At 67.4% G+C, this 21252-nt stretch carries 20 protein-coding genes; 3 read left to right on the plus strand and 17 right to left on the minus strand.

Going from position 1 to position 21252, the window contains the following annotated elements; all coding sequences use genetic code 11:
* Positions 1–28: 28 nt before the first annotated feature.
* From HMI59_RS09280 to HMI59_RS09345, 14 genes are all read right to left on the minus strand, one after another.
* Positions 29–1795 (minus strand): AAA family ATPase, encoded by a 1767-nt coding sequence (locus tag HMI59_RS09280; protein ID WP_193593461.1) that lies wholly within the window; start codon positions 1793–1795, stop codon positions 29–31.
* A gap of 153 nt (positions 1796–1948) precedes the next feature.
* Positions 1949–2221, minus strand: a complete 273-nt coding sequence (locus tag HMI59_RS09285; protein WP_193593462.1) for a hypothetical protein — start codon at positions 2219–2221, stop codon at positions 1949–1951.
* 25 nt (positions 2222–2246) lie between these two features.
* On the minus strand, positions 2247–2774 hold the full coding sequence (locus HMI59_RS09290; protein WP_193593463.1) for a hypothetical protein: 528 nt from the start codon (positions 2772–2774) through the stop codon (positions 2247–2249).
* A gap of 354 nt (positions 2775–3128) precedes the next feature.
* Complete coding sequence (locus HMI59_RS09295; RefSeq protein WP_193593464.1) at positions 3129–3668, minus strand: hypothetical protein; 540 nt, start codon at positions 3666–3668, stop codon at positions 3129–3131.
* Positions 3669–3827: 159 nt separating this feature from the next.
* Positions 3828–6104 (minus strand): relaxase MobL, encoded by a 2277-nt coding sequence (gene mobL, locus HMI59_RS09300; RefSeq protein WP_193593465.1) that lies wholly within the window; start codon positions 6102–6104, stop codon positions 3828–3830.
* Between the two features lie 94 nt (positions 6105–6198).
* Entirely contained in the window at positions 6199–7215 is a 1017-nt protein-coding gene (locus HMI59_RS09305; protein ID WP_193593466.1) for a hypothetical protein, read from the minus strand.
* Complete coding sequence (locus HMI59_RS09310; RefSeq protein ID WP_193593467.1) at positions 7215–7751, minus strand: hypothetical protein; 537 nt, start codon at positions 7749–7751, stop codon at positions 7215–7217. Before HMI59_RS09310 ends, HMI59_RS09305 begins: the two co-directional genes overlap by 1 nt.
* 53 nt (positions 7752–7804) lie before the next feature.
* Positions 7805–8536 carry a hypothetical protein gene (locus HMI59_RS09315; protein WP_193593468.1) on the minus strand — a complete coding sequence of 244 codons (732 nt, stop codon included), beginning with the start codon at positions 8534–8536 and terminating at the stop codon, positions 7805–7807.
* Entirely contained in the window at positions 8533–9339 is an 807-nt protein-coding gene (locus tag HMI59_RS09320) for a hypothetical protein (RefSeq protein ID WP_193593469.1), read from the minus strand. Before HMI59_RS09320 ends, HMI59_RS09315 begins: the two co-directional genes overlap by 4 nt.
* Positions 9340–9412: 73 nt before the next feature.
* The gene (locus HMI59_RS09325; protein ID WP_193593470.1) at positions 9413–10135 is read right to left on the minus strand and encodes a hypothetical protein; all 723 of its coding nucleotides are present in this window, start codon (positions 10133–10135) and stop codon (positions 9413–9415) included.
* Complete coding sequence (locus tag HMI59_RS09330; protein ID WP_193593471.1) at positions 10135–11097, minus strand: hypothetical protein; 963 nt, start codon at positions 11095–11097, stop codon at positions 10135–10137. The genes HMI59_RS09325 and HMI59_RS09330 overlap by 1 nt, the downstream gene beginning before the upstream one ends.
* A 164-nt stretch (positions 11098–11261) precedes the next feature.
* Positions 11262–13553, minus strand: a complete 2292-nt coding sequence (locus HMI59_RS09335) for a phage tail tip lysozyme (RefSeq protein WP_193593472.1) — start codon at positions 13551–13553, stop codon at positions 11262–11264.
* A gap of 58 nt (positions 13554–13611) precedes the next feature.
* Entirely contained in the window at positions 13612–14913 is a 1302-nt protein-coding gene (locus HMI59_RS09340; protein WP_193593473.1) for a hypothetical protein, read from the minus strand.
* Positions 14914–15085: 172 nt separating this feature from the next.
* A complete protein-coding gene (locus HMI59_RS09345) occupies positions 15086–15469 on the minus strand; it encodes a hypothetical protein (RefSeq protein ID WP_193593474.1) in 384 nt (127 codons plus the stop codon).
* A gap of 442 nt (positions 15470–15911) precedes the next feature.
* Between HMI59_RS09345 and HMI59_RS09350 the strand changes: the two genes are divergently transcribed.
* Positions 15912–16403 (plus strand): helix-turn-helix domain-containing protein, encoded by a 492-nt coding sequence (locus tag HMI59_RS09350; protein WP_193593475.1) that lies wholly within the window; start codon positions 15912–15914, stop codon positions 16401–16403.
* Here the strand turns inward: HMI59_RS09350 and HMI59_RS09355 are convergent.
* The gene (locus tag HMI59_RS09355; RefSeq protein WP_193593476.1) at positions 16384–17556 is read right to left on the minus strand and encodes a hypothetical protein; all 1173 of its coding nucleotides are present in this window, start codon (positions 17554–17556) and stop codon (positions 16384–16386) included. The two genes, HMI59_RS09350 and HMI59_RS09355, sit on opposite strands and share 20 nt — an antisense overlap.
* A gap of 216 nt (positions 17557–17772) precedes the next feature.
* Between HMI59_RS09355 and HMI59_RS09360 the strand changes: the two genes are divergently transcribed.
* Together HMI59_RS09360 and HMI59_RS09365 are read left to right on the plus strand one after the other, a co-directional pair.
* Entirely contained in the window at positions 17773–18621 is an 849-nt protein-coding gene (locus HMI59_RS09360) for a hypothetical protein (protein ID WP_193593477.1), read from the plus strand.
* Positions 18622–18630: 9 nt separating this feature from the next.
* Complete coding sequence (locus HMI59_RS09365; RefSeq protein ID WP_193593478.1) at positions 18631–18810, plus strand: hypothetical protein; 180 nt, start codon at positions 18631–18633, stop codon at positions 18808–18810.
* Between the two features lie 40 nt (positions 18811–18850).
* Here the strand turns inward: HMI59_RS09365 and HMI59_RS09370 are convergent, their stop codons facing one another.
* Both HMI59_RS09370 and HMI59_RS09375 read right to left on the minus strand, forming a co-directional pair.
* The gene (locus HMI59_RS09370) at positions 18851–19564 is read right to left on the minus strand and encodes a hypothetical protein (RefSeq protein ID WP_193593479.1); all 714 of its coding nucleotides are present in this window, start codon (positions 19562–19564) and stop codon (positions 18851–18853) included.
* A gap of 68 nt (positions 19565–19632) precedes the next feature.
* Positions 19633–21099: a recombinase family protein gene (locus HMI59_RS09375; RefSeq protein ID WP_193593480.1), complete on the minus strand. Its 1467-nt coding sequence runs from the start codon at positions 21097–21099 to the stop codon at positions 19633–19635.
* Positions 21100–21252 lie beyond the last annotated feature (153 nt).

Consider the following 21252-nt stretch of genomic DNA (forward strand, 5'->3'; position numbering starts at 1 on the left):
CAGCCCGAAGAGCGGCTCCAAGGCCGTGTCAGCGCACGGCGCTCACCTCGATGAATGCATCGGAGGTGAGCATGTCCTTGTGATCGCTCGCCATCTCGCCGACGACGTCGATCCTGATCCGCCGCTCAGAGGGATGCTCGTTGATGAACGTCGCCACTCCGGTGGTGACCTCGTCGGTCATCTTCGCCACCGCACCCCGGGCACCGCCGGCATTGGAGTCAGTGTCTCCCTTGTCGTCGATGAGGTACTGCAGGACCCTCTGGTCGATGTCCACCCGCACGTTGTGCTTGATGAGGACCTCCTGCACCATGCGGCGCAGCTTGTTGCGCACGATCTTGCGCTGCGTGTCCTCAGAGAGCGGCTGGAACGGGACGATGGCGTCGATACGACCCAGCAGCTCTGGCGGGAAGCGGTTATCCGCCGAGGTCTCGGTGATCGAGCGGCGGATGAGCTTGTCGTACTTCAGCAGCTGCTCGCCCGAGCCCGTGTCGTCGGCCGCGTACTGCGCGATGGTCTTGTAAATCTCCGAGCCTGCGTTCGTCGTCATGACGATGTAGGTGTTCAGGAAGCTGACCTCGCGGTTGTTGTCGTCGGAGAGCCGGCCGTCGTCGAGCACCTGCAGCAGCAGGCGGGTGACCATCGCCGAGGCCTTCTCGACCTCGTCGAACAGCAGCACGGCGTGCGAGAGGTCCCAGACCCGCTTCGTCAGCTCGGAGCGGAACAGGTCCATCGAGGAGTCCTGAGCGTACTCGGACATGTCGAAGCGGATCAGGTGGCGCTGGTCGTCACCGAAGAGCAGCCGTGCCAGCTGCTTGGCGAGCTCGGTCTTACCCACGCCTGTCGACCCCGTGAACAGCAGCGAGGCCTCCGGACGGCCCTTGTCGTTCAGGTCCGCGACCGACAGCTGCAGCCGCCGCGCGACCGCACGCGTGGCCAGGTCCTGGCTGAACACCTTCGAGTCCAGCTGCTCTTTGATCTTCGCGCCGTCGACCTTGAAGGCAACATTGACGCCCAGGGACTCCTGGAGCACGTCCGAGAGCAGATCGCGGTCCAGCGCCCGCTTGGTGAGGCGGTGCCAGCCGACCATGCTGTCCAGCACCAGGATCGATTTGCGCGGCTGCGAGCTCGCCGGCATGTAGCGCTCGGTGTACTCATAGATCTGCCGGTAGATGTGGTCGTCGTAGAACTGGTCGGCGACGTCGTAATGCTCGGCCATGCCCTGCAGAATCCGGATCGTCGTCTCCTGGTCCGGCGGCGTCAGGTTGATGCGCTGCAACCGTTCAACCAGCGGCTGATTCGGCGCAATGTGCCTGTGGAACTCGTCATAGGTCGTCGCGGCGATGATTCGGATGCCGCGTGCCCCGGAGGCCGCCAGTACCGGCTTGATCGCCTCAACCGCAGCGTCGGAAAGCTGGATGATCTGGTGGAACTCGTCGATGAACAGGACCAACTGATGCTTCTCGTCCGCCACGAAGTGCTCGGCCTCGTCGAAGAACCCTTTGAGCATGGCGGCCATGCGGTCCGAATCGCCGGCCTCGGAGATCATCCGGGACGGATCGACCTCGAGGTAGAGCCGCTCGGCGTCAGCGGCCATCGTAGCCTGGACGAGAGCGGTCTTACCCGTACCTGCCTCTGCCAGGAGCAGGGCGTTGCACAGCTCCGGCCTGCTCATCGAGGCCAGCAGCTGGAGCTTCTCGTGCTCGCGGCCGACGATCTCGCGCTCGGCCCTCTTGAGCGGATCCGACAGCTTCGACAGGAGCGGATAGCCCTCGTTCAGGTGCACTTCATGGAACATGCCGTGGAAGACCTCTCGCCAAGACTTGAATTCATCTGATAGATCAGTCGAAAGTCTATCATGGCATCATTCGGATTGACTGTGATAGGACAGCGAAAGGCCCCCGGACTCATATCCGGGGGCCTCCTGACCATTCACTCCGCAGGGGCGCTGTCACGACCCGTGCTGGCGGTCCTCCTGGGGCGAAGCCCCATCCTGCTCAAACTGGTAGTCGTACCGCTCGCTCAGCGGCCTGCTGGACTCCCGGTCACGCCGTTCCCGCTCGTTCGCCTCGCGCTGCTGACGCATCGAGGCACTCACGCGGTCGACCAGGGTGCGCCCGGCCTCCGCCCACGTGTCCTTGCCCTCGTCCGGGGCCGTGATCTCATCCAGGCCCAGCTCCAGCAGGCTCGTGCCGCTCAGTGGGCTGGGATCGTTCGTCGCCATAGCCTTCTTCTCCTGCCTACCTGACTCAAGCCCCGCGCTGCTGCTCGGTGCCCTCGGCCCCGCCCTGGCCCTCGAACTGGTAGTCGTACGTCTCGCTGAGCGGCGTCCGTCCCTGCTGCGTGGTGCCCGGCAGCTGCTCCTGAGCACCACGGCCGACAACCGCGCCCATCCGCCCGACCAGATCCGCCCCGGCAGCGGAGCCCTGGGGGGCCTTCTGTCCGCCATGTCCGGCCAGCTCGGTGTGCAGCCCGCGGGCTGCACCCACGGCAGCTCCCTTGGTGGCGCTGATGGCGACGCCCCTGGTCGATGCACCGGACTGCTGGGCGCGCTGGGCGTGGGCCGCGGCAGCCCGCATGGCCTCGGTGCCGAGCCGCCTGGCTCCCTCGCGGAGGCCCTCGGACTGCACGGCCTGTCCGACCTTCGACCCGGCGACCCGCTGGGTGAGCGGGACCTTCACCGGACCCTGAACCGTGCCGCCGGCACTGGCCTGCTTCGCCTGGGGCTGCTCCTGCCGAGACAATTCCGGCTTCGGGACCTCCGCTGAGGTGATCATCCCCGGTGCCGGCTCAGCCTGCGGGCGCGGCCGCCGCTCGACCACGTTGGGGTTGAACCTCGAGCCCGGCTGGCCGGGAGCGGGGGAGGAGGGCACGCTGTACCGGGGACCCCGCACCGCGCCGAGGCCCGCCTGCGAGCTCGGTCCGCGCTGCTCTCCGGTATCGGGGGCCGCCCCGCGGATCGCCGCCAGCTGCTCGGGCGTGTACGACGTCGGGCGCTGGCCGTGCTCCGGCCGGGCCTGAGAACCTTTGCTGAAATCTTCCATGATGATTCATTCCTCTCTATGCGAAAGGCCCCCGGAGAGATCTCTCCGGGGGCCTTTCAATGAGTTCTGCTGAGCCGTGAATCGGTGTCAGCCGACCGCGGGGGCCTCGGCCTCGGCGACCTGCTCGGCCTGGGCGATCTGCTCCGGACCGGCCTGGCTCTGCTTCGCAGCCGCCTGGGCCTCCTTGGCCGCCTTCATGGAGGCGAACTGGTTGTCCAGGGTCTTGGCGTCGACCTTGAAGTCGCTGGCCTCCACGGACTTGGAGTTGACCACCAGACCGGTGCCGCGCGAGGCCGGCATCACGTTGCCCTTGAATCCGTAGACGGTGCCGACCTTCTCGCCGTCCTTGTTGAGCAGCGGCTCCGTATTCGGGCCCGCGGCCTTGATGATCTCCTCCAGCTGGCCCACCGAGTAGGGGGCGGTGTTGGCGAAGCGCTCCTTGCCGTCCGGGCCCTTCACGCGCTCGGACTTCAGGTGCAGGTTGCTCTGTTCCGGTCCGCGCGAGTCGCGGGCGTCGACCTGGATGTCGGCGTAGTGCGACTTGCCGTCCTTGGTCGCGCCATTGTCATAGACCTTGGCGATGAGGTTGACCCCGGTCATTGCGCCCTTGCCCTTGAGAAGTGCCATGATCTCGTCCTTTCGTCGTTCCGTCCGCCACTCGGCAGAACGGCCTTGATCATTCACGTCGTCCGAGCAAAGCCCCGAAGTGCCTGCCGAACTGCTCTATACACTAATACTCTTATAGAGCATTACGCAACCATTCGAATGATCTTTCCACTCGTGTCACTACTCGTGCTGGATGCCGTCGGACCGCCCTGCCGGCTCCTGCTCGGGACGGGGGAGTAGACCGGCACCAGCCACCGCCGCGTCAACCCGCTGCTGGACACGCACCACCAGGCCGGCGTCGAGCGAGGAGGCCTTCGACCGGCGCATCCGGGCCGCCTGTTCCTGCTCTTCGCGCAGCGCCGCGATCCTCGAACGCAGAACCGGCCGCGTGGAGCCGTCCTCCACCGGAACCAGTTCCCGCGAGACCCGGGTCATCGCGGCGATGTCGTCGACCGGGAGGTCGGCGATCGCCTCGGACTGGCCCGACTGGTCGAGGTACTCCATGGCCGCCAGCAGCAGCCGGCGGCGTTCGGCCGCGGCAGCGGTGAGCTCCCGCCGGGCCCGCTCGCCGATCTCGACGTCGGCCACGAAGTCGTAGCCCAGGTGATGCAGGTCCAGTGCCTTGACCTCGTCGAAGGGGTGCAACGTCCCGGTCTCGATCGACAGCTGGGTGGAGACCTCCGGATCCCCGCCGGCGACGGCGCTGCGCTGGTCAGCAGGACCGGCGACGAGCACCAGCCCCGAGTCGGCCAGGTCGGTGCGCAGCTCCTGGAGCCGTTCGTCGTAGACCTGCTTCATCGTCTCGATGCGCGCGTCCAGTACCGCCCGTCCGGCCTTGCCTGCGGTCAGGTGCCGTCCGCCGGGCTGGCCGTAGATCTCGCGGCCCATCTCCTCGGCCTGGTCGGCGTCCTTCATCCGCTGCAGCGAGGCGTCCCGGCGCAGCGCCATCAGCGAGAGCAGGCGCTGGCCGTACGCGGCGACCTCCTGCTGCTGTGCGTACCACTGGCTGGCGTCGCCGACAAACGGCAGAAAGTGCTGGTACTTGCTCATCACCCGCCGGTGCCAGTCCTGTTCGTAGCGGTAGAAGTCGTAGAGAGGCCGGGAGTCCTCCACGGCCACCTCGGCCTTCTCAGCACGCTCCCACTGCTGGGCCAGGTCGCGGTAGGCGCTGGCCTTGGACTTGTGATGCTGCAGGCGGGAGGCATAGCTGCGCAGCCGGAAGCCGAAGGAGACGACGTCGTACTCCGAGCTGCCGTGCTGCTGCTGGCGCTCTGCGGCCAGTGCGGCCATCTCGGCGTAGTCCATGCCCATCACCTCGAGCATCGGCGTGCGCACCCGCAGCTCCTCCTCGGGCAGGGCGCGCAGCATCTGGTAGACGCCGTTGACCGCCCGCTCGGTGATCTGGTTGCGACCCGTGTCGACCAGACGCTGCCACGCGTCGGTGGTCAGGCCCTCGGCCTCGCGGCGTTGGTTGGCGTACTCCACGACCCTCTCCATCGCCGCCGGCAGCGGAGAGCCCGGCCGCTGCAGCTGCTCGGCCACCAGCTCGGAGACCAAACGGTTGGCTTTGCGCATCCGCAGATCGTTGGTTCCGGCGCGCCACAGCGAGCGGTCGGCGGGCAGGCAGGCCAGCAGGAACTGGGGGAGGGCCTCTGAGCGCATGCGCTCGTGTGCCCAGCGCTTGATGAAGGTCGTCACGTTCCTGCGCTCGTAACCGACGGCGCTGGACAGGTGCGCGACGGCCTGCTTCTCGTCCAGCCAGGCGTCCACGCCGCGCCGCAACCGGGACTTGTGCCGGTCCAGAAGCTTGCCCCGCTGGGTACCGTCCTTGGCCAGGTGGCCGTGTCCGGCGTCGACCATCGCCAGGTGGCAGTGGACGTGCTCGGTGTCGACCTGGATGACGCCGACGTAGCGCAGGTCGTCGAAACCGCTCGTGCCCGAGCTCATCCGCTCCAGCCCGTGCATGATCGCCATCCGCAGCTTCATCTGGTCGATGTGGCCGCGGTAGTCCCCGCGGCCTTCACAGTGAAAGTCCTCGCCGACGATGCGGTGCCGTTTCAGGTACTCCTCGTCGAAGGAGAGCACGGTCTTCAACACCGTCTTGCCGCTCTCGAAGTGTTTCTGGATGTCCCGGGACGCAGCCCGCAGCTGCTCGTCCGAGAGCGACACCGAGCCGTAGCCGAAGGCCACGCCGCCATCGCCCTGGGCCTGGCGCATTGTCGTCTTGGCCTCGACCCTGCTCGTCCCGGCGCGCTCGACCGCGCTCTCGCGGGCCATGTAGCGCAGGATGAAGTCGTCCGTGCGCAGCCGCTGGATCGGCGCGAGCGACTCAGTCGCCTGCTCCCGCGCCATGTACCGGGTGACGTAGTCGCCGGGAGTGCCGCCCCGGGACCCCTTGCCGCCGGGCAGCGGCACGCTGAACTCGTTGACGATGACCACTGACTGCTTCAGGCCCATCCCGCCTCATCCCTCCGTCGTGTGAATGCACAGAACCCCGGCCGCTGTCCTCCAGCGACCGGGGCCCGTCCTGACTGCTCTGCCCGCCTCGGCCTCAGTGGCCCAGGCCGTGCCCGTCGTCCTCGCCGAAGTCGAGGTCGGCGGCGCGGCGGGAGGCCTCGCGCTTGCGCTCCTCGAGCGTCGGCGCGGGCACCTCCTGCCCGGTGGCCTCCTCATCCAGGCCAAAGTCCAGATCGTGGGTCGCGCCGGCATCCGGCTCCGCGTCCGCAGGGGCGGGAGCATCGTCCGGTCCGTCGAGGTGCAGGGCCGGGGCCACACGCTGGTGGTACAGGTGCTCGGGCGTGCCCTCAGTGCGCTCCAGCTCAGCCTGATACCGCTCGCGCTCCGCGGCGATCTCAGCCTCGACCACCAGTAACTGCGCGGTGACGCCCTCGGCAGCCGGCTGCTGCTCCTCGGGCCGCTGGAGGTTCTCCACCTGCGCGGCCAAGTCGAGCTCGTCCTCGCTGAACAGCGAGTTGATCGCGTCGGAGCGGGCCCGCAGGCCCCGCTGGTCGACGACGGACTCGACCGGACCATGACCATCCTTGGAGCGGTCAGCGAAGTAGGCCGCCAGGTCGTACTCAGTGGAGGCCAGGTCGATCTCGAGATCGGCGATGCGGTGCACGTTCATGAAGACCACGGGGGCATCGGCCTGGTCCCCGGACGGGGTGAGCACAAGGGCATCCACCCTGGCGGGCAGCTCCCACTCGATCCCCGTGAGCTGGTCGGGCACGGTGAACGAAGGGCTGAAGTAGCCCTTGGCCGCCAGTTCGACCAGCTGCTCGTCGTCGAACTCGTAGAAGGCGTCGACCTTCTCGCCCTGGCCGTGCGAGTAGGTCACCTGGGTGATCCCGTACGGCAGCGGCTCGGCGGGAGTGATCGAGCGCAGCTCGCCCACGACATGCAGGTAAGGCCGGTAGTTCTCCTCCTTGCCGCGGTGCTTGAGCTCGACAGAGTCGACCAGTACCCCGATCTGGCCATCGAGGCCGTCATAGCGGTGCGCCTGCACGCCACGCTCCCGCAGCGCCCGGTCGGCCCACACATCATTCATCATCAGTCCAGCAGTGCGCATCAGTTGCTCCTCTTCCGGTTGGTCTTCTTGCTCGGGCGGGTGGTCCTGGGGGCGGCGGTGGCCGGGGGCAGCGCCGGGGTGCGGGCATCGTGCACAGCCTGGATCCGGCGGGTGGACCAGCGCCACATCCCGCGCATAGCGGCGATCTCCGCGGCGGCCAGCAACAGGACCACAAACAGCAGCGGAGCAATCCACATCGCGACGGTCCCGGCCATGGTCAGGTCGCCGCTGGCTGCGCCCGACTGCCGGTGCAGCCACGCGCCGAGCATCGGGATCACGACCATCGCAGTCATCGAGGCCAGCACGTAGTCGGCGATGAGCACGACTGAGCGGAAGAACACCGCCCGGATCAGCACCGGCGATCCGCCGGAGCCCTTCCCGGGGGCCAGGCGGCGCAGCGCGCCGGCCAGCTTCGAAGGGCCACGCCCGGCCTTCGGCTTGGCCGGGGCCTTCTCGACGGGGACCGCAGTGGCAGCCTCCACCCGGGCTTCGTGCTCGGTCGCGCTGCCGGTCTTGTCCAAAGTCTGGATCGTCATTCGTCTCGTCCTTCGTTGTTGTCGTGTCGTGTCTGTGCGGGTGTCCCGCCGGCTCAGCCGCTGTGGCTGGGTCCGGGGCTGGCGGTCTCGGCCGGTGAAGCATCGGCAGGTGGCCTCTGCGCGGCAAGCTGGTCCCGCGTCCGGCCCGAGGCCCGATACGCCTCGAACGAGGCGACCGTGCCGTCCTGTCCGGTGGCGAAGGTGAAGACCACGTACTCACTTTTGGCCGTGACCTTGCCCTCGGCGGAGACCGGGTCCAGGTGCGCCACTCCGATGTAGGAGTAGTCCAGGCCCTTCACCGCGACAGCGTCGACGTCGAAGTCGGCCAGCTGGTACGCCGTCCCCGCGCCCTGTCCGGCACCGGTCGCTGCTATCCACTCCGGGATGAACTCGGTGAGGGTCCGGGACGAGGTCCCGAGAAACCCATACCGGGCGTCGAGGGCGGCCTGCGTCTCCTTGACGGTCCGCGAGGCGGCCGAGGAATCCGTCAGGCTCAGCAGCACCGAGCGCGCTGCGGCCCGGTCCCGGTCGGCCCGCTCGGCATCCATCCCCGGCAGGGCAGCCAGGAACCGGGAGTGCTTGGTCTCAAGTGCCGCCTGCGCGTCCTCCTGCTTGCCCTGGAGCTCGACGATGAGCTGGTCGGCCTTGGCGTCGGGGTCGGCCGAACCGTCGGCCAGCACTGCCGGGGCCAGGGAGAGCAGCGACAGCGCCAGCAGCGTTCCGGTGCTGCAGACAAGGACCTTCCCGGCCCTTGCGCGCACCCAGTCCTTCACGTCCTCGATCACGGTGCCTTCACCTCCTGCCGCAGGGCCTCGCCCGTGGTCGTCGTTCCTGTCTGGACCCCGGAGAAGCTCTTGCGGGTCATGTCGTAGTCAGCCCGGGCCCAGGCCAGTACCGCCGGGGTCTGCCCGGCCGCCGGGCGGGTCTGCACCGCCAACCAGGTGACCCGGATCGTGCCGTCCACCTCGACCGAGTAGGGGCGCTGGGCGACCCACTGGAAGCCGGAGTCGAAGCTCATCGGAATCTCGTTGCCCGCGGCGACGTCCTTGTCGGAGGCCAGCAGGTACCAGGGTTGGAGCGTGGCCTGCCCGACGTCGGGGGCGAAGTACGGGGTGAGGTTCCGGCGCGTCGGCTCGGCGGCAGCCTGGTCCAGCGTCCCGCCCGAGGCCGCCACCGAGGGTGTCAGATAGCGGTACTCGTTCTGCAACCGGGCGATCTGTTCCGCAGCTCCCTGTGCCGTGACCAAGGCGCGGTCAGCGTCCTTGGCCTCCGGGAGGGCGTCGGTGCGCACCTGGGCGGTGCGGATCTGCTCGCGCAGGGAGACGATCTGCTGTGCCTTGTCGTGGCTGACGGCGGCCTCGCCACCAGAGAGACCTGCGCCGACCAGGAAGCAGAGCAGCGCGGCCGCCCCCATGCACACCCCGCCGATGGCCGCCCGGCGGCTCATCAGCGCACCCGGGACATTTCCGTCCCCAGTGGGGTCGGTGTCGCCCGGTGCCGCACCGGCGTCCGGCGCGACCACGAAGCGGGTCTTGCGGACAGGCTTATCAGCCTGCATACGGGACTCGCCGATCTTTGTGGATGCCATTGCCCCTCAACTCGTTCTTCGTCTCGAATACCAGTACAACTCTATCAAGAAGATGAGTCGAAAGGGAGTCGGATCATCTGGAATGACGAGTCGAACCGCCAGCGGGAATGGCGGACAGACCAGAGACCTTCCCTTGCGCGTCGACGGTGAGGTACACCAGCACGGTCCGGTAAGACTTGACCCGGTCCGGTGCCACCTTGTTCTGGGACACCGCATCGGAGGTAACCGCCACCTCGACCTGCACGGCATACGTGTACTCGTCCGCGGTGACCTTCACGACCTCGAGGTCCGCCTCGGCATTGACCGCCGAGTTCAGCCCTTGCGTGTCGATGTAGTAGTAGCGCTTGCCCGAGGCATCTTCGTTGAAGCGCGCCGGCGGCATGAACTGCTTCAGGAACTGCTCGTCCTCGGACAGGTGGTAGCGCTCTTTCAGGTCCCGGCGAGCGGCCTCGTAGGCCTGGCCGGACTCCCAGGTGAATGCCGTCTTCACCAGGCGGTCCACGACCTGCGTGTCATCGTGGATCCGGCTCTGGCTCACGCCGAGCGACTGCAGGACATCCTGCTCGACCTGCTCGGACTTCGCGGTCCCGACCGAGGCAAGCTGACCCTGAAGGCCCGTGATCGTCTGCTGCTGCTGATCCAGTGCGCCGCGCTGGGACCCACGGGTCAGGCCGGTCACCGTCACGGCAGTAACCAGCAGTATCGCGACCCCCGCCACCAGGGCGTTGCGCCGCATGAAGCCCGGTCCCGGCGCTGCCGTTTCGTCCGTGCCATCAATCTGCTGCTCCTGCATCATCAGCCCTCTCCGCTTCCGTTGCCCGTCGTCGATCCGTCCTGCTGGTGTTCCGCGCCGGCGGCAGTCACCACGACCTTGAGATCGGCGAAAGTCCCGGCCTTCCCGTCGTAGGAGTAGGCCGCGTTCGCCCACGCCAGCACCTGTCCACCCGCGGTGTCCCGGCATAGCCAGATCACCCGCGCCGTGCGCCTGGTACCCGTGGCGTCCTGGGTGGTGAGGTCCGGCATTACCGACTCGACCGACCAGGCGTATGCCTCGGGCGAGGAAGCCTTCAAACCCTCGTAGCGCACGTACCAGGGGAACCGCGGGTCGATCTGGGTGCTCGGGTCGAACGGCGTCACAGAGGTCCAGGAGTAGGCCCCCTTCCCGTCGGCCAGGAACGAGCGCGGGCTGAACAGGGGTGCCAGCGTCCGGCGGTGCTCGGCGATCTGCAGTGTCGCCGCGTTCGGCATACCATTGCCCGCGTTGGGCTGTGTCGCCGCCTCGTGGTGCAGCTGCGCGAAGCGCTGCTGGGCCTCCGCGACCTTCTGGGCGTCCTTTGCAGCTGCCTCCATCAACCGCGTCATCTTTCCGGGCAGATCAGAGGCGACCGGAGTGCTCCTGGCATCCTCGACCTGGACCTGGAGCGCGGAGATCCGGTCGGCGTTGGCTGCGTGTTCCGCCTCGAATCCCTTGCCGCTCACTCCTGCGGCCGCCGCCAGCCCGAAGAGCGCCATGCCCATCGCGGCGCTCAAGACCAGGCGCGTCCGCCGCGCCGACTCCTCCGGGGTGCGTGCCTGCCGCTCTCCGCGCCGCTCGGAGCGCCAGCCCTCGAAGCGGGCCTCGAGTTCGACCCCGCTGACACGCCTGCGGGTGGCGGGGGCCTTCAGTTTCTTCGGCGCGCCGTCACCGTCCTTCGTGCCGTCCTCGTCCTCGACCGTGTCCCCGGCCCTGCCACGCGCATCATCGTCCGAACTCGTCACGATGCCCGCCCTTTCTCGCTTTGCCCTCATATATGACTCCCAAGTCTATCGGTAATGGTCATTCAATAACGAGTCTTTCCCATTCGACAGGTCACTTCGCACGGATCAGGACGCAGAAAGGGCCGATGCCCGGATCGTCCGGACACCGGCCCTTCTTCCGCCGGCTACGCCGGCAGCTTGCCGCCCGTCGTGATGAGGTCCGTAACGTCAGCGAACACCCATCCCTCCGACTTCATCCGCTCCGCGCTGTCGATGCGTACACGGCCCATGAACGCGCAGTAGCCGGCCTCACCGAGAATGACCTTGTCGCCCTGGACCCCCAGCACGACGAGGGTATGGCCCTCGGGTCCTGAGCCCGGCCCGGAGCCCACCGAATACGCCGTCGGCGTGCTCGAGACCTGCTTGCCGGACATGGACGCGATCGAGTGCGCCGTCTGGATGCCGTTTCCCGCCGGGTACTGCTGGAACGAGGTGTACTTGTTCACGAAGTAGGTCGAGAACGACACACAGTTCATCGCGTGATTGTCGCCGCAGGAGCCTGGTCCGCCAGCGCCGTACTTGTCGTCCAGGAACTTGTCGCCTTCCTGGTTGTACAGGTCGATCAGCTGCCGGGCCTGCTCCTCGTTCATGCCGCCGTCGACGAGGCTGCCCGGGCGCACCTTAGTGTCGCTGTCGCAGTTGCCGAAGATGGAGCGGATCCCGCCGCCGACCGTGTCGACGATGCCGCCCACAATGTCCTGGACCCCGCCCACGACCGAGGTGTCGACGGTCCAGCCGCTCATCTTGCCGAACCACATCTCAGCGTCGGCCTTACGCTCCTCCAGCTGTGAGGCGTTGTCGGCCGAGCGCTCCCACTTCTCATGGAAGTGCAATGCAGCAGCAGAGGGAGAGCCCTGCGAGGTCTTGATCATGTCCTTGAACACAGCCACGTCCCCCGGGCTGTCGCCCTCCACCATGAATACCAGCTGGGCCTTTATGGTGTACCAGTCCAGGTTCTTGGACTTGGCATAGTCCAGGAGCATCGTGGTGCGCCCGTTCGACCACTGGCCCAGACCGATGCCGCCGTGCGACTGGCCGGGGCTGTGGGTGAAGTTCCCGTCCCAGGCGGTCTGCTTGCGCGGGCCGATCTGGTAGGGCTCGTTGTAGATGCCCTCCACACTGGTGGGATCCACGCCAGACTCCTGTGACCAGTTGCCCAGGATGCCCGCAATGTTCTCCTCGGGCATACCCCAGGTCTTCAGCACGGAGTAGACCGCCCGGGCGTTCGCCTCGGTACTCGCCGGGACGTCAGCGCCGGGGCCGTTACGGCTGACGTTGACGATGCAGTTGGTCATGGTCGAGCCGCGGCCGCCATCGAGGCCGGCCTGGTCGAGCACACCCGTGAGGACCGTACTGAGCACAGCCACCGCGGCAATGCTCGCAGCCACCCCGGATGCGGCCGTGGCCGCCGGGGCGACGGTGGCCGTCACGGTGACCCCGAACACGGCTCCTGCCGCCTTGCCGACCAGCCCGCCCAGTGCGATGAACGGCGCGGCGATCGTGTGCCCGACCGCCTTGGCGATCCCGAGGATGAAACCCCAGATCATGCTGGCCGCGTTGGCGGCCATCGCGAGCATCGCGAAGAACATGGTCTTGAGCCACTTCAGGAAGGCCATGACCATGAGAAGCCCCGCAGCCGGGGGAGCGGCCGCCGCGGTGCCGCCGACGGCGACACCCTTGGCGGTCTTGGACAGCAGCTGGCCTTCCTCCTCCTTCTGTGAGGTCCGCTCATAGCCGGTGCCCCCGGCACCGATCCGCTTGTCGGCAGGCTCGGCGTCCGGACCTCCGCCGGTGACCTTGGACGCACCGTCGACAACGTCCTTGCCGGTCTCCAGGCCCACATTCTTGGCAGTGCCGACCGCTGCCCCGGGCAGCGCGCCGACACCGCCGGCGGCGGCTCCGGCCTGCGCGCCGGCGACAGCTCCCGAAGCAGCCGCTCCCGCGTACCGGCCGGCACCGCGGCGGACCGCGCTGCTGCCGTCACCCTCGACCGCCTTGCGGGCAGCTCCCCCGGCCGCCCCGGCTGCGACACCGTCGAGGCTCTTCGCAGCCTTGGCAGCCTTGCTGGTCTTGCTGGCTGTGTCGGCCGCACCTGCGGCCTTGCCAGCGGCCGCCGCTGTGTCCGGGGTCGGTGCGTCTCCCAGGTGCTTCGACCCGCGGCCCGCAGGCGTCGGGTCCACGGGCTGCGGTGCGGGGGAGGCCCCCGGGGTCTTCTGCAGGCCCTTGGCTGCATCCCCGGACGGGGAGGGAGCGGAGGCCGCTCCGGTGCGGGGCCCGGAGCGGCGTGCGCCGGACCCCTCGCGACGAGGGGGCTGGGACTCCTCCTTCGCACCCCCGTCGGCGGACCTGCGGTCCCCGCGGGACGATTCAGCGCGCCGGGCCGGGTCATCCCGCCGCGTCGGCTTGTCGATGGCCATAAGCTTGTCCTTTCCGGCTCGATGCCTGAGTGGTGACTGCCCGCTCCGTGGAGCGCGCTCAGTGATAGACGGTCAGGAAGTCCCCTGCCGAGTTCGCAGTGCTGTTGGACTGCACATCGCGCAGCTTCACGTCCAGGCCGAGCAGTTCGAGCAGGAGCCCGGACTGGTACTCCGACTTGGCCTTGCCGTAGTCCTGGTAGGCCTGGGAGAGGTTGTTCATCACGTTCGTGAGCGGGCGCATCGTCACGTCGGAGGACCGGTAATCCTTCTTCAGGTCGGTGCCGTCGGAGAGGACCCACTTCATGTCCGAGACCTGCTGGCTCGTGCTGTCGCTGCCCTCGGCACGCTTGTCGGCGAGGAACTGCACATAGCCCTTCCCGGCGGGCACGAGCGTGTCGAGGTAGCCGTCATAGACGTTGCCCGCGCGCCAGTTGAAGTCGAATCCGCCGGGCACGACATGGCCCGTCTTCAGCTCCAGCGTCGCCTTCCCGTCTTTGGCCTCGGCCGCCGAGGCACCAGCCACCTGATCACCTGCCACGGACGTCGGAACGGCCGGCGGACGGAGGAAGAGCCCATCAACCTTGGTGGTCGCCAGGTCGGAGGTGTACGACTCGACCTGCTTCAGGCTCGTGCGCATCGCGAGCAGCTTCTGGTCGAGCTTGCCCCGCGTCTGCTGCTCCTGGGTCTTCAGCACGACGTCGTAGTAGGCACGGGCCGGGTCGAAGCCGGCCGCGTCCAGGGCGGGGATGTCGGTGGTGCCAGACGCACCCGGGTTGATGATCACGCGCCACTGGTCGTACTTCTTGAAGCTCGAGTCGCCCACGACCTGGTCGTCCTTGCTCTGCTGCCGCTCGTCGTAGGTCAGCTCGGCGTTCGCGCGGACGGTCAGGTTGAGCACCTGCCGGTCGAAGGGCCGGTCCGCGTCCAGGAGGACCCCGACGTAACCGGTCGAGCCGAAGACGTGGAAGGTGCCCCTGATTCCGCTGGTGCTGACCTTCTCGGTCTGCAGCTTGTCGTTGGTGCCCAGCAGGAAGGCCTGGTAGTCCGCCGCGTTGTATGAGATCGCCGCGCTGGCGGGAAAGCGCATCATGACCAGTGCCCTGTTGCCGGCGTGATTGGTGTAGACCCCGTCGACCGTGCCCTTGAGCTGGGTCTTCGAGGAGGTGAACTCGGTGTTGTAAAGCGCGGTGTGCGACACCGCGTCGCTGCCCGCCTTGAAGGCGGCGGCACCCGAGCCGGCCACCACGACCAGCCCCATCACAGCGAAGATGCCGAAGAACACCCCGAAGCGCTCGATTGCGTGGTGCGAGTCGAGCTTGAACCGCTTGCCGAAGGCCAGCGCCTTGTCCTTGATCCCCATGTCCGTTCCCGTTCGTCCTGTTCCTTGCTCTGCCTGTCTTGCTCGTCGTCAACGCCGTCGTCCGACCTCGGAAACGACGCACCGGGCCGGTCGAGGCCTGGTGACCTCAACCGACCCGGTGCGGTCCGTCGACGCTTTGTATGCCCGGCCGTTGATTCCTCCCGCGTCGGGCTTAGCCCAGGACGCCGCTGGTCAGTACGTGGCTGACCGTCTGTACGAGGACAGAGCCGCCGCCGAGGTCCTCGAGGGTCTTCTGGCCGCCTGAGCCGATGGTGTTGATCAGCGACCACCCACCGGTGCCAAGCGCGCCGCCGACCAGGATGAGCAGGGCGATGGTGCCCCAGCCCTGCTGCTGACCCGCGGACTGCGGGGTGGCCATCAGCTTCTTGATCAGGAGCACGCCGCCCCAGACCAGTCCGACCGCACCCAGGAGCATGAGCAGCAGCCCGCCCCAGAGCTGGATCTGGGACTTCGCGTTCTCCAGGAAGCTCGTCAGGTCCCAGGCCGCGGTGGGCAGGACGACCCGCTCGAGTGCCGCCTCGGAAATCTTCGTCATGGTTCTTTCCTCTCGCCTATCGAATGGTCGCTTGCATGACATGAGTCACGAAGCGACTGGTACAACCGATTCGCCTAGACAGAGCATAGCGCCCTATCAATGGTCTCTCCTGATGCGACGTGAGTCCCCGATGAGCGGGACGAAATGCCTGCAATCATGCCGCAGACCCCTCTCTAGGGACTCGTATACGTGCACATCTTCAGTGACCAATCTACATCATTCAGGTCATCAGTCATAGTCGTATCAGCGACGAGTCTGACACGAGTCCGGAATGTGCTCAAAGACCAGCGCAAACGAGGTGTTGGCGGGAGGACTGACGTTCTGCTCAAGAACGTGTAGATTTCACATGACGGGGCGCGCGGTGTGCGGCTCCGGCACGGCTCGGCATACGCTTCTTGCTGAGCCCTTCGCGCCCATGTACCTGACCAGGAGCCCAAACCAGATGAACGCCTTGCCCGGAGACCTCTTCGCCCGCCGACTGCGACAGGAGAGGGAGCGCCTGGGCATCAGCCAGGCTGAGCTGGCCCGCAGGATTGCCGAGATCCTCGGAACGAACGTCGACCCTTCGGCGGTGACCCGGATAGAGCAGCAAATCCGCGCCGTCCGCCTGGACGAGGCGGTCGCCGCCTCCAAGGCCCTGGACGTCCCCCTGGCGATCCTGGTCGCCGAGGATCCGGAGGCAGAGAGCGAGGCCCAGCTGCAGCAGTACCTCGCCGACCTCGCAGCGGCCCAGCGCGAGTGGGAGAAGAACAGGCTGGAGGTGCTGCGGCTCTCCAAGGCCATTCAAGTGCTCGGCGGCGGCGCTCAACTCAAAGGTGTCGTCGACTTCCGCCTCCTGGAAAGCATCGACGCCCGCGTCCCGGTCGAGGAGGACGACCAGCGCGGGCACCGGGTTTCCCCCGGCATCGAGGGGTCTACAACCCCAGACGCATGACGCTGTTGCGTGCCGCAGGATTGAACTCGCGGTCGTAGACGTCTACCGTCGCTGCCCGGCTCCACCGGCCGGCGCGCATGATCTCCTCCGTGCTCGCACCGTTGCGCCGCGCCTGGGTGACGTGCCCGGCCCGCAGCGAGTGGAAGCCGTAGGCAGCAGGGTTCATCCCCGCCTCGACCATGCGCGAGAGCAGCATCGTGTGCAGCGCGTCGCCGGTCACCGCCCGTGCATGGATCCGGGCGTCCTTCCTGTTGCGGTACGTTGCCCGGAGCAGGGGCGCGTCCGAGGCCAGATCGGCGCTGCTGATAAGCGCCGTGGAGCCGGCGGCCCCGCAGACGTGCTCCTCGAGACCGTACGAGAACAGCTGCTGCATGATCCCGCGACGCCGTGTGCGCGCGTCGTCCTGCCGGGCGAGCCCGAGCAGCACGACCCAACGGTGCACCGCACACGGGGGACAGGATGCCGGCGAGCTCCCGAACGGCAGCACAACCACGTCCGGCAGCGCGTTCTCCGGGTCGGCTTTCGAGGCCCCTACATGAACGTGGACACCATCGACCACGTGCAGCTCGAGCCGGTCCAGCGTCAGGGCCGCCGCCTCGCTCCTGCGCAGGGCCCCGGCGAAGCCCAGCCACAGCGCCACCGCGTCCCTGGTGGCCGACACGCCTCCCGGATATGTGTCGTGCTCCATCGCCGCGATGATCCGGACCACGTCATCCAGCAGCAGCGGGCGCTTTCGCCGCGGCCTGGTTGCCCGCAGTTTGGCCAGCCCGCGCACGAGATCCACCACGCCGCGGTGGGCCGTGGGATCCAGGAGGCCTCCGCGCAGATGCCTCTCGCCGATGCCGGCCAGGCGCTGGCGGATGGTCGCCACGGAGAACCGGGGCACACCGTCGTCATCGAGCTGCGTGGACATCCAGGCAACGTACCAGCGGACGGTTTCCGGATGCGCCGGCAGTGCCTCCAGTCCGTGGCCGGTACAGAAGTCCTCAAAGGCACGCCACGCCGTGGCGTAGGCGCGCCGGGTGGCAGCAGACAGCGTGTGTCCCTCCAGGGAACGCGAAATTTCTTCGAGCTCGCGCAGCTCGTCGTCCACCTCCGGTTCAGGCGGAACCGTCGGGGCGTTCAGTGCTGCAAGCCTCACCTGTGCTGCCATGACTCCAGTCTCGACTCACTGACCGGATAATCCAAGTCGCAATGGTCTTTCAGTGGCGATTCCCCATTGGCGCGATTGACGGGGTTGCTTCGAGTCGGGTCTCTGGTAACTGCGCTTATCAGGGCGTGGAGCACGCCCGGCGTCGCGTGAGCAGGTGATGGCCGGACCGGCGTCGCGCCCTGGTCCGGCGCAGGCCAGGGGAGGACAATCGGGAAGATGACAACCGCAGCGCTGCCTGAGCTCTGGTCTGACTGGTGCGCCGTGGCCCGCGTGCCGGAGGACCGGATCGACGACGCCTCGCTTCAGGCCTTCGCCCTGCAATCCGGTCCGTCGAAGGCAGTGCTGGATCGGCTGCGCAGGGCGGCAGCCCCCGCCGGGGAGTCGTCTGCAGCCACGGCCTGGCCGACCATTCACAGCCGCGACCCCTCGTCGCTGCGCCGGCTGCTCGCCCGAGGTGACGTGCTCGTGCGCGACCGGGGGACGGACTGGCAGCTGAGGCTGCGCCTGCGGCGCATGCTCTTCGTCGCGGTGCTCATCGCTCCGGCGTCGCACGGCGGCCTGGGGCTGACGCGCTCCGAGATCCGACAGCTGCGGCCCGAGGACGTCCAGAGACTGCGTCCGCGCATCGGCGTGGCCGAAGACCCGGCGTCCTGCCCTGCCTGCGCCGTGTGGTCGTGGCTGGAGGTCATTGGCACCAACAGCGGCTGGTCGCGCACCGGCCTGAGGTCGCTGGCCCACCGCCGCGACGACCAGATGGCGGGTCACCGGCACGAGCTGCCCGACCCCAGCCCGGACTGGCTCACCTGCGTCGGGGTGCTGCCCGCGATCGACCGGTGGGGCTGGATGGACCCATACTCATCCCTGCATCCGTCGTCGATGTCGGTCGTCGTCCGAGCGATCGACGCGCTGCTGGACGGGCCAGGCCCGATGCCAACCCCCGAGCCCGAACCCCGCGCGCCCGTGCGCGAGTTCACCGACGCGGAGCGCGAGGAGGTCTACGCCAGGGCCGACGAGCTGACGGCACGCGTCGCCGCGATCCTCGTCGAGTACGAGCAGCGAAGTTAGGATCGACCCATGGGATTCGACTGGGGTCAGGTGTTCGACGTTGACGAGAAGGCGGCCGGCGAGGTCTACGACCAGGCTGCCTCCGACGCGCTGTACCAGGACCATCCCCGGCAGGTGTCCGACATGATTCCGGGGAGCCCCGTCGATCCTGGCGAAAAGAAGATCGTTCTGCCGTTCGACGAGGTGTGAGCGGAAACACCAGCTGAAGGAGCCTCGTCGTCGGGAGGCATCATGAGGCCGCAATAAGGCCAACGCGCTGGACCTGGTCCTCGTCGTCCTCGTCGAACTCCTCCGATTCGTCGACGGCGTCAGCCGCGCCGTAGGCCGCCGCCCGCTCGGCTGCACGCTTCTCCCGCAGGTGGTCGATGAAGACCGAGGCGATCGCGCTCTTCTGCTCATCGGTAAGCGGCACCGCCGTCGCCCGGATCTTCGCCACATGCGCCTCATGCCTGGCCTGGGCCGTCATCTCCCTGCCGAAGCACTCGTCCAGGGCTGTCTCGTCGAAGGTGAGCTTCCTCACCAGACGTCCTCCGCGGCCTGGGAGCATCGCGTATTCGCCTCGCAGGTCGCCACGCTTGAACGACTGGCGAATCCGGGCTTCGCTGCAGTTCTGCCGCTGAGCCGCCTCGTGCACGTCGAGCCGGCCTGCATCGCCGAAGTCGACGGTGTGGTTCGCGCGATCGCGGATGTGCGCCAGCGGGCCTGCAAAGGCCGCCTCGAGATCGGCCTCGTCGAAGGTGAGCCTCTTCTGGACGGATCCGTTGCGCCCGGGGTACGTCTCGTATCGCCCCTCGATGCCGCCCTGCTTGAACAGGCGTCGAAGCGTCTCGTGGTTGCAGCCGTACTTGTCGGCCGCTGTCATCACGTCCAGGCGCATACGTCCCCCCTCGGGAAGATCGAAGACCGCCTGGTCAGTCTGCCGGGGGTCGAATCGAATGGTCATCTGATAGATGACTGTACACGATTCGACTCATCTATCAAATGACCTATGCGATGGCCTTGGCTAATCCTCTATGTCGACGGAGGAGTGAAGTCGATATCCACGAGAGAGGAGTCGAAGCCGCGCGAGCGACCGCTCCCAGGCGGGGCGGGCAGAATCGTGACCGTCGCGATCTTCTCCAGGATGAAGCGCTTGCGCGAGAGCTCCAGGTCCTTCCACTCCTCGATGAGGTTCCCTCCGCGGAGCAGGTCTCGCCCCGGGTTGCTGGGAGGCGGAGCGAGTTGTCCCTCGATCTTGAGCATCAGGCCGCGGATGCGCCCCGACTCCTCCCGGACGCCCTCCTCGTCGAGGATTCCCGCGGTGAAGAGGCGTGCGAGCCCGCTGTACTTCTTCCGCAGCTCATCGAGCTCGTCCTGCAGCTTGTCTCGATCGATCGACTTGTCCTCGGCGATGTCGAACAGCGCGATGGCGTCCGGCTGGCTCAGACGCCACAGCACCTGCTCCTCGACGAAGTCGTCGACGGGCTGCGCCGTCCGCGACAGATGCTTGTGCTTGAGGCAGGCGTACAGCCTCTTCGGCTCGAACTCCCTGTACACGCCGTCCTTCCCCGTGTACGCCGAGCGCTGGTAATACTGCGTGAACAGGCGCGTGTCGTCGTCGCAGCGCCCGCATCGGGCGATTCCGCTGAGCAGGTACTTCGGGTCGGTCCCCCAGTCCCGCTCGCGAAGCGGGTCGTTGAGCAGCAGCTGGACACTGTCCCAGACGTCCGCCGTGACGATGGGATCGAAGTCGCCCGCATAGGACTTGTCGGACATCCTCGCGCCTGCTGCCCGCTTCTTGTCGTCAGACTCCCACTTCGAGATGATCCCCTTGTATCGGGTATTGCCGAACATCGAGCGCAGGTTGTGGGTGCCCCAAGGCCGGCCTCGGCTCGTCGTGAAGCCTTGCGCATTGAGGTCGCGGGCGATCTGAGCCATGCCCGTGCCGTTGAGGTAGTCCTCAAACGCCTTCTTGACAGCCGCCGCCTCGTCGTCGATCTGAGTCACCCCATCGTCGTCGTAGCCAAGGATCCGCACGCGGCCGATGGGGATCCCGCGACGACGCCTTGTCTCGTTAGCGTGGATGGCTCGCTCAGACTTGCGCCGGATCTCGAACCTTGCCACCGCGGCGAGCATGGTCGCCCTGAACTCTCCATCGGCGGTCGTCAGGTCGATGTCGCCGTCGACGGTCGCGACCTTCGCTTTGAGGTCGATCAGCTTGACGAGGTCCTGCAGGGTGCGCAGAAGCCGGTCGAGGTCACGGGCCACGACGACGTCGAACTTCCCCGCGCGCAGGTCCTGGAGCATCGAGGCCCAGCGTGTCGTCGCGTCGCGGGCCTTCGTCGCTGAGATGCCATCGTCGATGTACTCCGGGCCGTACTCCCAGTCGCGCGCTTCACAGAAGGCGCGGATGCGTCGTCGCTGCGTCTCCAGGGTCAGCGACTCGTCCGAGTCGTCGTCGGACTTGGAGACGCGGAGGTACACAGCAGCAAGGGTCACGTATCTGAGCCTAACTGGATCAATGCAATAAACGTATGAACCGCGCGGTGATGCTCGTGCCCAAGCTGCAAGAGCGGTCAGCCGCATGCCATGCTTGGGTGGGTTCCTATCGCCCGGCGCGACGCACGAACCACCGGACCGAACTCGTGCCTG

The sequence above is a fragment of the Paenarthrobacter sp. YJN-5 genome, from assembly GCF_015040095.1.
GTDB classification, from domain to species: Bacteria; Actinomycetota; Actinomycetes; order Actinomycetales; family Micrococcaceae; genus Arthrobacter; species Arthrobacter ureafaciens.

What these genes read in the sequence shown, in the direction of transcription:
- HMI59_RS09310 (WP_193593467.1), bottom strand. Translation starts at nt 7,751, where the DNA reads ATGACGATCCAGACTTTGGACAAGACCGGCAGCGCGACCGAGCACGAA.
- HMI59_RS09370 (WP_193593479.1), bottom strand. Translation starts at nt 19,564, where the DNA reads ATGACCATTCGATTCGACCCCCGGCAGACTGACCAGGCGGTCTTCGAT.
- HMI59_RS09280 (WP_193593461.1), bottom strand. Translation starts at nt 1,795, where the DNA reads ATGTTCCATGAAGTGCACCTGAACGAGGGCTATCCGCTCCTGTCGAAG.
- HMI59_RS09290 (WP_193593463.1), bottom strand. Translation starts at nt 2,774, where the DNA reads ATGATCACCTCAGCGGAGGTCCCGAAGCCGGAATTGTCTCGGCAGGAG.
- HMI59_RS09355 (WP_193593476.1), bottom strand. Translation starts at nt 17,556, where the DNA reads ATGGCAGCACAGGTGAGGCTTGCAGCACTGAACGCCCCGACGGTTCCG.
- HMI59_RS09325 (WP_193593470.1), bottom strand. Translation starts at nt 10,135, where the DNA reads ATGATGCAGGAGCAGCAGATTGATGGCACGGACGAAACGGCAGCGCCG.
- HMI59_RS09335 (WP_193593472.1), bottom strand. Translation starts at nt 13,553, where the DNA reads ATGGCCATCGACAAGCCGACGCGGCGGGATGACCCGGCCCGGCGCGCT.
- HMI59_RS09320 (WP_193593469.1), bottom strand. Translation starts at nt 9,339, where the DNA reads ATGGCATCCACAAAGATCGGCGAGTCCCGTATGCAGGCTGATAAGCCT.
- mobL (WP_193593465.1), bottom strand. Translation starts at nt 6,104, where the DNA reads ATGGGCCTGAAGCAGTCAGTGGTCATCGTCAACGAGTTCAGCGTGCCG.
- HMI59_RS09365 (WP_193593478.1), top strand. Translation starts at nt 18,631, where the DNA reads ATGGGATTCGACTGGGGTCAGGTGTTCGACGTTGACGAGAAGGCGGCC.
- HMI59_RS09360 (WP_193593477.1), top strand. Translation starts at nt 17,773, where the DNA reads ATGACAACCGCAGCGCTGCCTGAGCTCTGGTCTGACTGGTGCGCCGTG.
- HMI59_RS09305 (WP_193593466.1), bottom strand. Translation starts at nt 7,215, where the DNA reads ATGCGCACTGCTGGACTGATGATGAATGATGTGTGGGCCGACCGGGCG.
- HMI59_RS09340 (WP_193593473.1), bottom strand. Translation starts at nt 14,913, where the DNA reads ATGGGGATCAAGGACAAGGCGCTGGCCTTCGGCAAGCGGTTCAAGCTC.
- HMI59_RS09285 (WP_193593462.1), bottom strand. Translation starts at nt 2,221, where the DNA reads ATGGCGACGAACGATCCCAGCCCACTGAGCGGCACGAGCCTGCTGGAG.
- HMI59_RS09350 (WP_193593475.1), top strand. Translation starts at nt 15,912, where the DNA reads ATGAACGCCTTGCCCGGAGACCTCTTCGCCCGCCGACTGCGACAGGAG.
- HMI59_RS09295 (WP_193593464.1), bottom strand. Translation starts at nt 3,668, where the DNA reads ATGGCACTTCTCAAGGGCAAGGGCGCAATGACCGGGGTCAACCTCATC.
- HMI59_RS09345 (WP_193593474.1), bottom strand. Translation starts at nt 15,469, where the DNA reads ATGACGAAGATTTCCGAGGCGGCACTCGAGCGGGTCGTCCTGCCCACC.